General features: G+C 37.2%; 19 protein-coding genes. All 19 read right to left on the bottom strand.

Features of this window, described 5'->3' with window-relative positions; genetic code table 11:
• Window position 1: 1 nt before the first annotated feature.
• Window positions 2-778 carry a flagellar biosynthetic protein FliR gene (gene fliR / locus ACIQZI_RS12040; protein WP_403073347.1) on the bottom strand — a complete coding sequence of 259 codons (777 nt, stop codon included), beginning with the start codon at window positions 776-778 and terminating at the stop codon, window positions 2-4.
• 3 nt (window positions 779-781) lie between these two features.
• The gene (gene fliQ / locus ACIQZI_RS12035; protein ID WP_403073345.1) at window positions 782-1051 is read right to left on the bottom strand and encodes a flagellar biosynthesis protein FliQ; all 270 of its coding nucleotides are present in this window, start codon (window positions 1049-1051) and stop codon (window positions 782-784) included.
• A gap of 12 nt (window positions 1052-1063) precedes the next feature.
• Window positions 1064-1729 (bottom strand): flagellar type III secretion system pore protein FliP, encoded by a 666-nt coding sequence (gene fliP, locus ACIQZI_RS12030; RefSeq protein ID WP_403073343.1) that lies wholly within the window; start codon window positions 1727-1729, stop codon window positions 1064-1066.
• A complete protein-coding gene (locus ACIQZI_RS12025) occupies window positions 1722-2393 on the bottom strand; it encodes a flagellar biosynthetic protein FliO (protein ID WP_403073341.1) in 672 nt (223 codons plus the stop codon). The genes fliP and ACIQZI_RS12025 overlap by 8 nt, the downstream gene beginning before the upstream one ends.
• A gap of 19 nt (window positions 2394-2412) precedes the next feature.
• Window positions 2413-2775, bottom strand: a complete 363-nt coding sequence (gene cheY / locus ACIQZI_RS12020) for a chemotaxis protein CheY (protein ID WP_049680789.1) — start codon at window positions 2773-2775, stop codon at window positions 2413-2415.
• Between the two features lie 18 nt (window positions 2776-2793).
• Window positions 2794-3993 carry a flagellar motor switch phosphatase FliY gene (gene fliY / locus ACIQZI_RS12015; protein ID WP_403073339.1) on the bottom strand — a complete coding sequence of 400 codons (1200 nt, stop codon included), beginning with the start codon at window positions 3991-3993 and terminating at the stop codon, window positions 2794-2796.
• A complete protein-coding gene (gene fliM / locus ACIQZI_RS12010) occupies window positions 3983-4981 on the bottom strand; it encodes a flagellar motor switch protein FliM (protein ID WP_062181146.1) in 999 nt (332 codons plus the stop codon). The genes fliY and fliM overlap by 11 nt, the downstream gene beginning before the upstream one ends.
• Before the next feature lie 55 nt (window positions 4982-5036).
• A complete protein-coding gene (fliL, locus tag ACIQZI_RS12005) occupies window positions 5037-5468 on the bottom strand; it encodes a flagellar basal body-associated protein FliL (protein ID WP_062181148.1) in 432 nt (143 codons plus the stop codon).
• On the bottom strand, window positions 5458-5682 hold the full coding sequence (locus ACIQZI_RS12000) for a flagellar FlbD family protein (protein ID WP_082675047.1): 225 nt from the start codon (window positions 5680-5682) through the stop codon (window positions 5458-5460). Before ACIQZI_RS12000 ends, fliL begins: the two co-directional genes overlap by 11 nt.
• Window positions 5683-5824: 142 nt before the next feature.
• Entirely contained in the window at window positions 5825-7069 is a 1245-nt protein-coding gene (locus tag ACIQZI_RS11995; RefSeq protein WP_062181151.1) for a flagellar hook protein FlgE, read from the bottom strand.
• 74 nt (window positions 7070-7143) lie between these two features.
• Window positions 7144-7530, bottom strand: coding sequence for a TIGR02530 family flagellar biosynthesis protein (locus ACIQZI_RS11990; protein ID WP_403073335.1), 387 nt, complete (start codon window positions 7528-7530; stop codon window positions 7144-7146).
• Between the two features lie 11 nt (window positions 7531-7541).
• Window positions 7542-8189, bottom strand: coding sequence for a flagellar hook assembly protein FlgD (gene flgD, locus ACIQZI_RS11985; protein WP_403073333.1), 648 nt, complete (start codon window positions 8187-8189; stop codon window positions 7542-7544).
• A gap of 9 nt (window positions 8190-8198) precedes the next feature.
• Window positions 8199-9455 carry a flagellar hook-length control protein FliK gene (locus tag ACIQZI_RS11980; RefSeq protein ID WP_403073331.1) on the bottom strand — a complete coding sequence of 419 codons (1257 nt, stop codon included), beginning with the start codon at window positions 9453-9455 and terminating at the stop codon, window positions 8199-8201.
• A gap of 37 nt (window positions 9456-9492) precedes the next feature.
• The gene (locus tag ACIQZI_RS11975) at window positions 9493-10101 is read right to left on the bottom strand and encodes a MotE family protein (RefSeq protein ID WP_403073329.1); all 609 of its coding nucleotides are present in this window, start codon (window positions 10099-10101) and stop codon (window positions 9493-9495) included.
• 11 nt (window positions 10102-10112) lie between these two features.
• Entirely contained in the window at window positions 10113-10553 is a 441-nt protein-coding gene (gene fliJ, locus ACIQZI_RS11970; RefSeq protein ID WP_403073327.1) for a flagellar export protein FliJ, read from the bottom strand.
• Between the two features lie 3 nt (window positions 10554-10556).
• The gene (fliI, locus tag ACIQZI_RS11965; RefSeq protein WP_403073325.1) at window positions 10557-11876 is read right to left on the bottom strand and encodes a flagellar protein export ATPase FliI; all 1320 of its coding nucleotides are present in this window, start codon (window positions 11874-11876) and stop codon (window positions 10557-10559) included.
• Entirely contained in the window at window positions 11876-12637 is a 762-nt protein-coding gene (gene fliH, locus ACIQZI_RS11960) for a flagellar assembly protein FliH (protein WP_403073323.1), read from the bottom strand. Before fliH ends, fliI begins: the two co-directional genes overlap by 1 nt.
• Window positions 12630-13652, bottom strand: coding sequence for a flagellar motor switch protein FliG (gene fliG, locus ACIQZI_RS11955; RefSeq protein WP_403073321.1), 1023 nt, complete (start codon window positions 13650-13652; stop codon window positions 12630-12632). Before fliG ends, fliH begins: the two co-directional genes overlap by 8 nt.
• Before the next feature lie 5 nt (window positions 13653-13657).
• A complete protein-coding gene (gene fliF / locus ACIQZI_RS11950) occupies window positions 13658-15250 on the bottom strand; it encodes a flagellar basal-body MS-ring/collar protein FliF (RefSeq protein ID WP_403073319.1) in 1593 nt (530 codons plus the stop codon).
• Window positions 15251-15298: the final 48 nt, after the last annotated feature.

Raw genomic sequence — 15298 nt, 5'->3', positions numbered from 1 at the left:
ACTAGGCCCCTCCTATCAACTGCATCAAACCTCTCATAATGACAAGTAAATATTCAAACAAATGTTGAACAACAACCATCATCATGCCCATTACAATCATTAGTACAAGAAAACTAACAAGCATTTTCACAGGAATTCCAACAACGAAGATATTTAACTGTGGCACTGTTCTTGCAACGATACCGAGGCCGATATCGACCAAAAACAAACTTCCGACAACAGGAATCGACATTTGCAAAGCAATAAGAAACATCTGGCTAAATGCCTTGATAATAAATTCTATCAAGTTTTCATTACCAAATGGAATGATTACCTGATCAATCGGGATAAATTGATAGCTATAATAAATGCCATCCAAAAGAAGATGGTGGCCATTCGTTGCCAATAAAAATAATAACGATATCGTGTATAAATATTGCCCTGTTAACGGACTTTGTGCCCCAGTTTGAGGATCGATTACATTCGCAATAGCAAAACCCATCTGAAAATCAATAAACCCTCCAGCAATTTGAATTGCTGCCATAATCATATAAGCGACAAGTCCAATCACTAATCCAATGATTACTTCTTTTAGAATTAGAAGCATATATGTACCATCAATCACTAGAATGGGTGAATCAATGGTATAGTACATAATCCAAGCTAGGAAAAAACTGATCCCTATTCGAAATGTGGTCGGCAACGTACGGTGTGAAAAAATAGGCATGGTTACAAAAAAAGCTGTAACGCGTACTAAAACTAATAAAAAGGCTGGAAAATGCGGCAATAATTCTTGCATCGTTTAACCTACAAATCTACTTAAATTATTAAATATTTCACTTGTATATGATAATAAATGACTTAGCATCCATGGCGCTAAAAACACAAGCCCCAACAATACAGCAACAATTTTTGGTACAAAAGCTAGTGTTTGTTCTTGAATTTGCGTTGTCGCTTGAAAAATACTAACAGCCAGACCAATTCCAAGCGCAATCAAAAGCAAAGGTCCACAAACAATTAATACCGTATAAATCCCTTGTTCAGCTACTTTTACAACAAAATCTTCGTTCATTACCTCACCTACTTAAAAACTTTGTAATAATGATTTCACGACTAAATACCATCCATCTACCAAGACAAATAAGAGAATCTTGAAGGGTAGTGAAATCATGACTGGCGGCAGCATCATCATTCCCATGGACATAAGAATACTTGCAACAATCATATCAATAACTAAAAAAGGAATAAAAATCATGAAGCCAATTTGAAAGGCCGTCTTCATTTCACTAATCGCATAGGCCGGAACAAGCGCAGTTAGTGGAATATCTTGTATCGTTTCAGGTTTATCTACCCCTGCATAATCTAAGAATAATGCGAGATCCTTTTGTCTTGTATGTGCACTCATAAACTCTTTAAATGGACTAGCCGCAAGGTCATACGCTTCTTCTAAATTAATTTCTTCCGCAAACAAAGGAGTTAATGCAACCTCATTCACTTCCTGGAATGTGGGAGCCATTATGAAAAATGTCATGAATAAAGCAAGTCCAATAAGAACTTGGTTTGGAGGCATTTGTTGAGTAGCTAGAGCTGTTCGGACGAAGCTTAAAACGATCACAATTCTTGCAAAACAAGTCATTAAAATTAGGATACTCGGAGCAAGAGATAAGACAGTGAGCAAAAGAATGAGTCTTATTGAAGTTGAGACGCTTGCCGGATCACCGCTATTGAACAACTGCATAAATTCATTCATTCAAGTCTCTCTCCTTTTTATCCAGCTCACTCAATACTTTTTTTCTTGTTTTAGCTATCTCTTTAAGCTGCGTGCTTAATTGAGATGGGAAATTATGACTTTCGTTTTCTTTTTCCCCCCATTTTCCTTTCATTTTGGCTACTATATCCCTTGGAACCATCATATTATCCATTTTCTCATTATGATTGTTAATGACTTCTTCATATTCCTGTTGATTTTCAATCTCTTTTAACAGAGATACATTTTCGCCAACACCTACAACAAGAATTCGCCTACCCACTTTTACAATCTGCACAGAGCGATTAGATCCTAGACTAGTACCGCCGAGGTTTTCAACAAAATTAGCTTTCTGAAAGGCTTTATTTCTTTTATTCATAAACCAAAGTAATCCGTAGAGTAAAATTACAACAAAAATAATAGCAGCAGCTACTCGAACAAAATCTAAAATTGAAAGCTCCTTACTTGGGGAGCTTTCAACTTTTGCATCGTCCTTTTGTTTGATAGCTTTCTCTGCTTCTTTTGTATCATTTGGTTTCTCAAGGCTACTATAAGCATCTTTTACGGTTTGATTAGTCAGATCTTCTGCAAAAATTTGCCCCTGAAAACTTATCATCCCGAAAACAATTATTATTAGGATAGTAATCCATTTTTTAATAGAAAACAAAATGACACCCTCTTATTTTTTAGCTTAATGTTTTATTAATTGCTTCAAGTACACGATCTGCTTGGAATGGTTTTACAATGAAATCCCGTGCACCTGCTTGAATGGCATCAATGACCATTGCTTGTTGTCCCATAGCAGAACACATAATTACTTTTGCTGCAGGGTTAATCGCTTTAATTTCTTTTAAGGCTGTAATTCCATCCATTTCAGGCATTGTAATATCCATTGTGACAAGATCAGGCTGTAACTCGCGGTATTTCTCAACTGCTTGCGCCCCATCCGCTGCTTCTCCAACAATCTCAAAACCATTTTTTGATAATATGTCTTTAATCATCATTCTCATAAATGCTGCATCATCAACAATCAAAATTCTGTGAGCCATAATTCAATTTCCTCCAATTTATCTGAGTTTTTTTAGTCGGTCCGATTGACTAACAATATCAGTCACTCGAACTCCAAAGTTTTCATCAATTACAACTACTTCACCTTGAGCTATTAATCGGTTATTCACCAAAATATCCACTGGTTCCCCAGCTAGTTTATCAAGCTCGACAATCGATCCTGATGATAGTTCCAAAATTTCTTTAATTGAACGTTTTGTTCTACCAAGCTCCACCGTTATCTGAAGTGGAATATCCAATAGCATATCTAAATTCTTAGCTTCTGATTCTTGCATTTGATAGGTTTGAAAGCTAGTAAAACTAGCAGGTTGTACATTTACTGGTTGAGCATGAGATCCTGATCCTAAATGCTGTGGACCCGATTGTTGTGGAACATGAGAGCTTGACGTCGGTACACTTCTCGGTTGCTGAGTTTGATTATTTGTCTGTTCAGAATAATACTTTTGTTCAACTGGTTCTTTTGTATGATTCGTTTGCGTAACTTCCTCCTGATGAGCATTTGAATCAGGAGTTGACTGAGCTGGGTTTAATAATTCTGCAACTAATTCTTTAGCAAATTTCAAAGGCAATAGCTGCATAATATTAGAATCTATTAAATTACCAACTAAAAGTCGAAAAGAAATTTTCACAATGAGATCGTCGTTAGGGATTGTGTCTTTGCCTTGTCCTTCAATAAAATTAATCAATTCTAGACTTGGCGGTGAAATATCCACTCTTTTACTAAACACAGTAGACATAGAAGTTGCTGCAGAACCCATCATCTGATTCATTGCTTCTTGAACGGCACTTAATTGAATCTCCCCCAACATTTCAGGCGGGTTAATGCCTGTTCCACCGAGCATGAGATCGGCTATAATCGAGGCATCACTTTGTTGAATAACAAGAAGGTTTCCTCCAGAAAAACCTTCTGTATAATTGACTTGAATGGCTACATATGGATGAGGGAATTCCTCTGCAAGTTTACTTTTTTCAATAATTGTAACTGCCGGTGTCGTAATATCAACTTTTTGATTTAACAAAGTAGACAGTGCAGTTGCCGAGCTACCGAACGAGATGTTCCCAATTTCCCCTAAAGCATCCTGCTCCATAGACGATAGATATTCATCAATTTGAGGTCCACTTTTCTGATCAAATTGATCATCTGTGCCTTTTAATAAAGCATCGATTTCGTCTTGTGAAAGCATTCCATCACCTACCATCTTCGGCCTCCTCCTTTATGTATTCAAGAATTTGAATGGCTAATTTTTTCCCTACTTTTCCTGGCTGAGCTACATATTTCGGCACTCCACCAATCTTAATACTCAATGGCTCTTCAATCGTCTTATTCAGTTGAATAACATCCCCAATATCAAGATGGAGAAAATCTTGAATTGATATGTTGGTCTCTCCTAATTCAGCTATTATCGGCAGCTCTCCATTTTTTATTCTTTCCTCTAGTACTTTAACCTCTTCTGGTAAACGTTCTTTCTTCTTATTCTGCATCCAATAATGAACGGAAAGCTTCGGGATAATTGGTTCCAATGTAACATGAGGAATACAAATATTAATCATTCCTGACGTTTCCCCGATTTGGGTATTAAGTGATATAACGACAACTGTCTCATTCGGAGAAACCATTTGCAAGAACTGCGGATTCACTTCGAAATCTGTTAAAACAGGTTCAATCTCCGATATACCTGCCCACGCCTCTTGAAAATTCTCAAAACCATTTTCAAATAGATTCGACATTATTCTTGTTTCGATTTCAGTCAAATTTTCCACTTTATTGACACTTACGCCTTTACCACCAAGTACCCGATCCATCATTGCATAAGCAATATGAGGATTGACTTCCATAATAATTCTTCCATCTAATGGAGGTACCTCAAAAACATTTAATATGGTCATCTTCGAAATCGAGCGAATAAATTCTTCATAAGGAATTTGATCGGCAGAAGCAACAGAAATTTGCACATACGTTCTTAGTTGAGCCGAAAAATATGTCGTTAGTAGGCGAGCAAAGTTTTCATGAACTCTTGTTAAACTCCTAATTTGATCCTTTGAAAAACGTAAAGCACGTTTGAAATCATATACCCTTACTTTTTTCTCAGATTCTTCTTTTTTTAATTCATCCGCATCCATTTCCCCTGTTGAAAGTGCCGAGAGTAGAGCGTCAATTTCATTTTGCGACAGTATTTCACCTGACAATTATTTCACCTCCAAAATTCCTCCTTCAAATTCGTACAATTCCTCGGAAGTTTACTTATTGAAGGATCGAGGAGGTTATATAAACCTGTACAATCTTTCCTTCTTGCATAATTTCATTCAGCTTCGTTTTCATACTTTCTTGGAACTGCTCTTTGCCAACTTTACTTCGCAACATGTCTGATTTTAATTCAGAAAGCTCGGTAATTAAAAGGTTTTTGACTTGAAAGTCTCTTTTTTCAAGCTCTGTTTTGGCTTTTTTACTGTCTGTTTGAATCGTCAGCGTCATCCTAATAAAATCGCCATTGGCAAGATTCGTAGTAATCTCCGGAACATTAACCGAAGTCTTAATAATTTCATCAATACTAAGCTCTTTTTCTACATTAGCATGATCATTTTTAAAATAAGCAATGGCTGCTACTGAGGCAACTCCTACCAACGTAATCGCAACGAGAATAATTAATATGATGGTCAAAAGCTTATTTTTCATATTCAGAACCATCCTCCTCTCTACGAATTCCAATTACATTGGCCAAACGGTAAAACTGAATAACTGAATGAATGATCTCTGCTTCTTTTTCCTTCACAACAAGTTTCTTCCCATTCGTCAGAGTAATCGTGGTATCTGGATGTGATTCTATTGTTTCTATGAATAAAGCATTGATAGTGTAGCTAGTACCATTTAACCTTGTCACTTTAATAATAATTTATAGAGGATGACTCTAAAGGGTCTGACCTCACTCTCCACATACAATAATACACAGGGGTGTTTACCTGTATTTATACTGTAATAGTAGATACGGGGTCTGAACCTTGCTAATAAATCATCCTCCTCCCTCCCTTAACTTATCGTTTTAAATTCACTAGTTCTTGAAGGATTTCATCCGATGTTGTAATGATTCTAGTATTGGCTTGAAGACCACGCTGAGCAACAATCATGTCCGTGAATTCTTCTGAAAGATCGACGTTAGACATTTCAAGTGATCCAGCAGCAAGCGTGCCTCGTCCGTTACCAGCTAACCCAATATTCGCTGTTCCTGAGCTGATCGATTCTTGGAATAGGTTTCCACCAGTTTTTGTAAGGCCAGATGTGTTGCTGAATTTGGCGACTGCCACTGTCCCAATTGTATTTACCTTGCCATTCGAATAAACCCCGCTAATTTCACCTGTTTGACCGATAGTGAAGCTTTCTAAGGAACCTTCCAAGCTTCCATCTGGAGTACCTTGCGCTGAAGTGGCTTCAGCGATTTGGGTTAGATTAGAAAAATCAAGTGCAACATTTAACGATACACTTGGAGTCACATCGTTTAAAGAAATTGTTGGTGTCACGGTTGCATTTGGTGATGTAACTTTACCATTAGTAAATTCAATAACCTGTGTAGGAACAGTAGCATTAATAGTACCATCTGCATTAAAAGGGCTATTACCGCCAACAAAAACGTCCCATTTGTTTGAGGGTACTGTATTAGGAGAAGTACCTGTGTCAGCTTGTCTAATATAATGAACATCTATTGTATGAGAAACGCCTTTTTCGTCAACTACTTTCATTTGTTGAGTGAAAGAGTTGCGACCTACTGTATTACTAGATAAATTGCCTGAAAAAATAATTTCTGTAGTTTTAGTTGCTGGTAACACAGCATTTACGTTAACTGTGACATCCCCAAGAACTCCTTCGGTATCAAAGGCCTGCACCTTATACCCATCACCATTTACCAAAGTACCATTATTATCCAAATAAAAGTTTCCAGCGCGTGTATAAGACAAAGCATTACCGTTTGCAACAACGAAATAACCATCACCTGAGATACCAAGATCTAGTGAACGGCCTGTATTTTGCAGACTAGATTGGGTGTGGATCGTATCAATGGTTGATACCGCTGATCCCAATCCAACTTGCATCGAGTTTTTCCCCCCGCGGTTGGCAGTTGACGCACTGGCACCTGAAATAGTTTGGTTCATTGTATCCGCAAATGTAACCCTGCTTTTCTTGAAACCGTAAGTATTTACATTGGCAATATTATTACCAATTACATCTAATTTAGTTTGGAAGTTTTTTAACCCGCTAATACCTGAGTACATTGAACGAAGCATGTTTTTACTCTCCTTTCATAATAGGCTGCTTCTATCATTCCACAGCCAAGGCTTCCTTTGCAGGTCCAGCCCTTTTAATCTATAAGAATCGTTCCATTGATATTTGTGAAAATGTGGGAAGCTGATTCATTCCTGTCCATGGCAGTTATGACGATGTTATTTTTCGTATTTACTACGAGTGCAGCATTTTCAAGAACTACTAATGATTCGGTAATCCCTATTTTTTTTGCTTCTTGAACTTTTTCTTCAATCTTGGTCCAAGTCGTTTCGTCGATATGAATATTTCTTTGATCTAGCCTCATTTGAGCATGTTTACTAATTGAAAGATTTCTTGATTTAGTATGAACAGCTGTATGAAAATGAGCAGCAAAACCTGTTTTTTCATTCTTGTTTTGCGGTTGTTTGGATGAAGCGAGTTGAGTGGGCAGATTGGATATCGGTCTGAATCCATTCATTTTCATATTTCCACTCCTTAAGGTGCAGAGATTTTTATTAGCTGATCTGCAGTCAGTTTAGTAGACTGGTCATCTGCTAACTCATATATTGTTTTTCCATCCTTCAGCAATACCGATTTAACAATAGCTGAAACCTCTTCATTCTCTGGACTTAAATATGTAACAAGTTTGCCGATTAATTCACTTGAAGACACTAAACTATTAGTTGAGGACGTTGCATTCAATTTAGATATATTACCTGGCTCCAACTTTGTTCCATCTTCAAGAATAAAAGTCACTCCGTTATTTTTATATTCTAACGAGGAAATAACACCCGTTCCTTCTTCAACCTTTATTCCTTCGGGTTCTCTCGAATCGTCCGCATTGATTTTATGCCATGTCACTTCTTTGCCGACAAAATTGTTATATGCTAAAAGGCTGTTTTGATTTTGAATATCAATTAAGCTATTAATTCCAGTAGCAATGTTTGTCATTTGTTCCATAGAAGTAAAAGTTGCCATTTGTGAGACAAATTCCGTATTATCCATAGGACTTGTTGGGTCTTGGTTTTGTAGCTGAGCCATCAATAGCTTTAAGAAATCATCTTTGCCAAGTGCATCACCCTTGTTGGTTACTTTATTTTTTGAATTGTTCGACAGTAATAATGATGTATCAATTGTTGTCATTTTTCTCACCTACACTTCAACATTTAATAAAGCTTCTTCAAATTGATTGGTAAACTCTGTGGCTGTTTCTTCATCAGCTTGCTTATCTTGTTGTTGATTTTGCTGCTCAGACGTGTCCGAATCTCTTTGATAGAATCGTTCTTGAGAGAATGCGCTAAGTTGCTGTGATATTTCTATTTTTTCTACTTGAATACCTTGGCCTACAAATGAATGTTTCAAGCCTTGTAATTGACTCTCTAACATCTCTTTCGCCTGTGCCGTTGTTGCCATAATTCTAGCGACCATCACATTATCCTTTTGAATAAGTTCAATTCGCATTGATCCAAGATGTTCAGGATTTAATTGGATCAATAGCTTTTGCGTACCATTTGCATTTGTAAAGCTTGATTTATTCAATATCGTTTCAAATGCTTTGACAAATTGTTCTTGGGTAATTGGTTGGCCACTTTTTTCAACAGTTAATACAAATTGTTCTAATTTAGACATTTGTGGAATAAAGGATTGACCAGTTTGCGTGGTCTCAATTGTTCTTAATGATGGTGTTTGAACCAAGTTTTCTTCACTTTCTTGGTTTACACTCGCAAAGTTTCGGATATATGTATTCTTGATTAAAGCAAGTGATGCTTCACCAGCCAACGTTTTATTAGACGTAGAAGATGCAGATGACTGTTGTTGCTCACTTTCTACCATTGATTCTAGTTTTGTCAAAATGGTGTCCAGCTGCTGTTTCAAAGTCTTACTGATCACTGCTTCATTATCTGTTATCTGGTTGGCCGAAATCATGGCTTCTTGTAATTTGGTAAATGTAAGGATTTCACCAATTTTGTTTATATCTACCCGACTCCATTGAGATTCATCCATATTTGCTAAAGTAGTTAAGATTGATAATATTTCTATTACATCAATTTCTTCATTCGATTCAATCTTCTCATTAAGCAGATTCATCATCGTGCTTAGATCGTGCTCTTCTAGTACTGCAGATAATTGTGCCGTTTCATCAACAAGAAGTATATTGGGATTGACTTCCTCTTCCCCATTATTGCCCTTTGCATTCAATTCATTGATGAGCCCATTTAATATGGAAAGTTGCTCTTCAGAAAGCTTTTCAGCATCAACTGGTTTTGCATCCTCTGATTCTGATGATAAGATTACTTTTCCAAAAATACTGCCAAATGAATGCTCGTTATCCGACGTTTTTACAGCAGTTTGATTTTGAGTCTTGCTTACCGAAGCTGGCATAGAAGCCATTACCATTCCTGTATTCATTTTTTCACCTCCCTTCAATTGAATGTATATACTACTTTTAATTCGTGCTGCTTTTAGAAGCTAAAAGCTTTGTAAATCTTGCCGCATCATCTGGCGTCAATTGTTCTAGTATTGCTGCAAGCTTGTCCGTTTTAATACTACTAAGAATCTTTATAGCCTCTTCATCACCCATTTTAGAAATGATAGGTGCAGATTTTTTGGGAGAAATCGTTTCATATGTTTTGACGATATCTTGAAACGCGCGATTATTTATTTCTTGAGCTGAACGTAGTTCCTCGATTTCCATTTCTAATTGTTGTTTTTCAAGTTCGTTTCTTTCAAGCTGTTTATCTCTAGAATCAATTAAACTTTCTAGCTTTTTTATCTCCGATTGATGATCTTTAATCTCAGCTTCTAAGTCAACAACTTTTTCTTGGAAATTTTCAGTCGAGGTATTTGGATCTTTTTCATCGTTTTTGTCTAAGAGTTGAGAAACAAATGGAATCTTTTCACTAAATTCTTTTGATTTTTTAAATACGTTCGTTCCTGTAAAGCTTAAGTAGATGACTAGAACTAATAGCGTAAACAAAAGAAATATGAGGACACTAAATAATATGACTTGAAATTTGTTCGACTCTACATGCTCTGTTTCGTCTATCTTTTTCATGCGATCACCTACTAACCTTTACTAAAAAACTGACGAATAGAAATTTCATCCATATTTTTGTTTTCCGCCTCTTTTATTTCTTCTAGAAATTTTTGAAAATCTTTTTCTTTGATTTTTTCATATTTCTTTACTTCTATATTTTTTTCCATCAGCTTACTTTGTTGCATATTCATTGCATGTCTGGCTTGAATCACTTCTTTTTGATTGTACACAATGATCTTTTCAAGATTATCCATGAATTGTTGATTATGACGAATCTCTTGAACAGTGAGACCTTGCGTAAGCTTTTCTTGTTGAAATTGCAGCAGATCTTCTTTTTTCTTTAGCAGCTTATAGAGCTTTTCAGCAACTTCTTCAAATCTTTTTATCGTTTCATTATATTTTGCTAAGACTTCATTTTTCTCGATCTCTTTAATGGTTAGGATTTTGTCGAATTTATATTGAAAGATCATCTTTTATTCACCTATTCCCATCAACTGTTTCAAATTAAAGACACTTTCTTCTCGCGACATTTTTTCATGGGTACCTTGCTTCATATATGAAATGATTTGAGGCTGCATTTTAATTGCATCATCGATCTCCTTCGATGATCCCCTTTTATAGGCCCCGATATTAATTAAATCTTCTGACTCTATGTAAGTAGCTAAAGCTGTTCGTAATTTTTCAGCAGCAAGTTTTTGATTATTTTCAACGATATTATTCATCACCCTGCTAATGCTTTTTAACACATTAATCGCTGGGTATTGTCCTTTATTGGCCAGCTTGCGATCAAGAATGAAATGACCATCCAATATCCCACGAACGGTATCAGCTATCGGTTCATTCATATCGTCTCCGTCTACAAGCACAGTATAGAAAGCAGTAATCGTTCCTAGTTGATTCGTTCCTGTACGTTCTAGTAGGCGAGGGAGTATGGAAAAAACAGAAGGCGTATATCCTTTTGTAGTTGGCGGCTCCCCAACAGCTAAGCCGATTTCTCGTTGCGCCATCGCAACCCTAGTTACTGAATCCATCATGAGCATAACGTTAAGACCTTTGTCTCTAAAATATTCCGCAATGGCTGTTGCTGTTAACGCTCCTTTTATCCTCATTAAAGCAGGCTGATCAGATGTTGCTACAACTACGATCGAACGAGCCAAGCCTTCAGGACCAAGGTCTTTCTCAATAAACTCCCGCACCTCCCGACCACGTTCGCCGATTAGTCCAATCACATTTAAATCTGCTGTTGTATTTCTAGCTACCATTCCGAGCAAAGTACTTTTCCCAACGCCGCTCCCAGCAAAAATACCGACCCTTTGTCCTTTACCGACTGTTAGTAAACTATCAATCATTCTGACTCCAACATCAATCGGTTCGTCAATTGGAGGTCTTTCCATAGGATTAGGAGGATCTTGGTCAACCGGTACAGAAGAAAGTCCTTTTGGGAGCAGTGAACCATCCAAAGGAAATCCAAGTGGATCGATGACTTTGCCTAATAAGCCAGCCCCTACTTTTATTTCAAGAGAGTTAGAAGTGCCTTCCACTATACTACCTGGAGAAATTTCAGTCACTGCTGTGTAAGGCATTAGAATGACGATCTCGTCTCTGAAGCCGACAACTTCAGCACGAATCTTTTTTTTTCTGTTTTTTGTTTCCGTGTAGATATAGCAAATGTCCCCTATAGAGCTTTCAGGTCCTTGCGATTCTATCATTAAACCTACCACACGCTTTACCCTGCCATAGTGCTTAAACGTATTCAATCCTGGAATATGGGCTAATAGATCACTTGCTTTCATTATTGCCCCCCTTCTAACAGATCGACTAGTTTATCCTTAATTTCTCTTAGCTGGCTATCGACACTAGCGTCAATTCTTCCGTTAGCAGACTCAATCAGACAGCTGTCTTCTGATAGTTCAGGGTCAGGATAGATAATTAGGGCCGTTTCTTTTGTGAACATGGCTTGTAAGTCTTCTTTTTGTTCTATTATTTCCTCATAATGTACAGGATTTATATGAAGTTGAATTTCTCGATAGTTTCTCGCTTCTTTAATCGTCCTTTTTACGATAGATAAAAAAGCTTCGCTCGATTCTTTTAGCTTTTGATCAATAATTTTTTCAGCAACAGCAATAGCCAATTCTAAAATCATCGCTTCTGAAGAATTTATATATTTTACATATTCCTCCTTTGAAGAGTTGGCAATCTCTTTCGCCTGATTGATTTTGTCTATCCACTCTTCATACCCACTACTTCTGCCAGTTTGTACACCTTCTGCAAAGCCAGAATCATAGGCTTGCTTCATATGCTCTGCTTTTTCATGATTTTCCCAATACTCTTTGGCTTGCTCAATTTCTTGCAATATTTGACCGGCTTTAGTTTCAGCTTCTTTAATAAGCGCTTTTGCTTCACGCTTTGCATCCTCTATTTGCTCTGTAATCAAATATTCTTGAACATTTACTTGCCCCTCAGGTGAATCAGACAAATCGAAATTACGAATCTTGATTTGTTTATTTTTTACTTCAGCTGTCTTAGCAAACTGGGATTTAATAATTCTAGACAATAATATCATCTCCTCCGCCGCGAGCTATGATGATTTCACCAGACTCCTCTAGACGGCGGATGACCCCAACAATTCTTGATTGTGCTTCTTCTACATCACGCAGGCGTACGGGTCCCATGTATTCCATTTCTTCTTGGAATGTTTCAACCATTCGTTTCGACATATTTCGAAAGACGATTTCCTTCACTTCAACACTTGCAACCTTAAGTGATAATTTAAGATCTTCATTATCAGATTCGCGAATAACACGTTGAATCGCAAGTCCATCAAGTGTAACGATATCCTCGAAGACGAACATCCGCTTCTTAATTTCTTCAGCAAGCTCAGGATCTTGAATTTCAAGTGCATCCAATATCGTTCTTTCCGTTTGTCGGTCTACACCATTAAGCACATCAACCACTGCCTCAATTCCACCCGTTAGTGAATAATCCTGTGTAACGGTTGCTGATAGTTTTCTTTCAAGAATTTGTTCCACTTCATTAATGATCTCAGGAGAAGTACTATCCATGATTGCAATTCTTCTCGCTATATCTGCCTGTACTTCCTGTGGCAGCTCTGAAAGGATTTGTCCAGCTTGAGCTGGATCCAGATATGAAAGGATTAACGCAATCGTTTGCGGATGTTCATTTTGGATGAAATTTAGAATTTGGGCAGGATCTGCTTTTCTTGCAAAATCGAATGGCCGAACTTGCAGTGAAGAAGTCAGTCTATTAATAATAGTAGCAGCCTGATCGGGACCTAACGCTTTTTCCAGTACCTGTTTGGCATATCCAATGCCTCCCTGAGTAATATAATCCTGTGCTAGGGCAATATTATGAAACTCTTCTAAGATCTCTTCCTTTTCATGTGAATCTACTTTTCTAACACTAGAAATTTCAAGTGTAAGTCTTTCTATTTCTTCCTCGGATAAATGCTTATAAACAGAAGCAGACACATCTGGTCCAAGAGAAATAAGAAGGATGGCTGCTTTTTGCTTTCCAGTAAGTCCTTTTTTCTTTCGTTCTGACACCTTCATTCCTCCTAGTCTTCTGCAATCCAGCTTCGTAATAGTTTGGCAAATTCGTCCGGACGCTCTTTAGCCAATTTCTCAAGTTGCTTGCGTTTTAATGTAGATTCTGTTTCCTGTTCTTCAGATAAATCAGCAACTTCAAGCATCTCACTCTCTTGCAATTCTTCTAATTCGTCTAAATCAATATCGTCACGTTTTCTTGAACGAAGATATAGAATTAATAAAATAATGACAGCTAGTAGTAGAACGCCCCCTGCAATATACACCCAGATTGGGATCCTAGCTTGTTGTGGACTGTCAAATGTAACTTTTCCGTTAAATGGTTGTACTGAAAGAGCAATTTTATTGGCAAGGTCTGCATCTGTAAGTGCCGTGCCAACATTGTCTTTATCAATAGTCGTTCTGATAACCGTACTCAATATTTTCGTGATGTCATCTTGACTTTGTTGTGAAAGTGAGTTTACATCTTTAGGGTTTGGCGGTTCGACCATCACTTGAATACCTAGATCTTTTACCTTATATGGACTTTCCACGATTTGTTTCTTAATTCTATTAACTTCATAATTTATCGTTTCATCCATTTTGTCATAATCGCCGTTTCCATTTGCACCAGCTTGATACGAACCCAATGAATCAGAAGAATCCTCTGCTTGAGGTACGCCTCCTGCTACCGTATTATCACCTGTATACGTTTCATTTACCCGTTGTGCAGAAATTGCAATCCCTTCTAGATTTTCTTCATCTACAGGCGTTACAAGATTTTCTTCACGGTTTTCTTGTGTAAAATCGACATCGGCGGTTACCGAAACCACTACTTTATCTTGACCCATAATGGTCCCAAGCATGTTTTGCACTTGTCTTTGAATATCACGTTCGATTTCCTTCTTAATTTCATTTTGAGCAACAAAGGTGTTTCCCGAACTATTTTCATTTTTTAAATCAAAGTACTCAAAATTCTGGTTCATAATGACGATATTTTCAGTAGGTAAATTGGGGATACTTTTACTTACTAAATGGTATAGTGATTTAATTTGACCTTCATCAAATTTATGACCGGGTTTTGTATCGAGTACAATAGACGCTGACGCTTCTTCTGATGCATCACTAACGAAAATGCCTTTTTCCGGAAGATTAATCATTACGTTCGCATTATTTATTCCATCGATGTTCTTTATCAAATTTGCCAATTCAGTTTGCATCGAATCCAGTTTTAACACATTAAATTCATTGTCGGTCATGCCAAGACCCGCATTTTGTGCGAAAAACGAATAATCAATGCTCCCTGAATCCGGAATTCCTTCTGCTGCCAATTCAACCTTTAAAGTATCAACATTTTGCTCTGGGACCATAATCGTCGCCCCATTATCCTTAATCTCATTGGCAACTCCTCTGCTATCTAAGTTTTCTTTAATGCTTCCAGTCTCAGAGGGTGACAAATTACTATATAGTGGAACCATAGTGGTCCGTGTAAGAAGGATGGAGGATACTATGGCTATTAAGATTATTGCAGTGGCCATGCTAATCATCATGATTTTTTGCTTTTTGCTTTTACTTCCCCAAAATGCCGTTATTTTGCTTTTAAAATTGGTGATCACTTCATTCATCTTAATCCTCCGGTCATTCTTTTTAAGTTTAAGCTCGGTCTCCTTTCG

Origin of the sequence: Peribacillus sp. NPDC096379 (genome assembly GCF_044762875.1) — a bacterium.
Taxonomy (GTDB): domain Bacteria; phylum Bacillota; class Bacilli; order Bacillales; family DSM-1321; genus Peribacillus.
The sequence above is the reverse complement of the archived record's forward strand: the minus strand, read 5'-3'. Positions and strand labels throughout refer to the sequence as shown.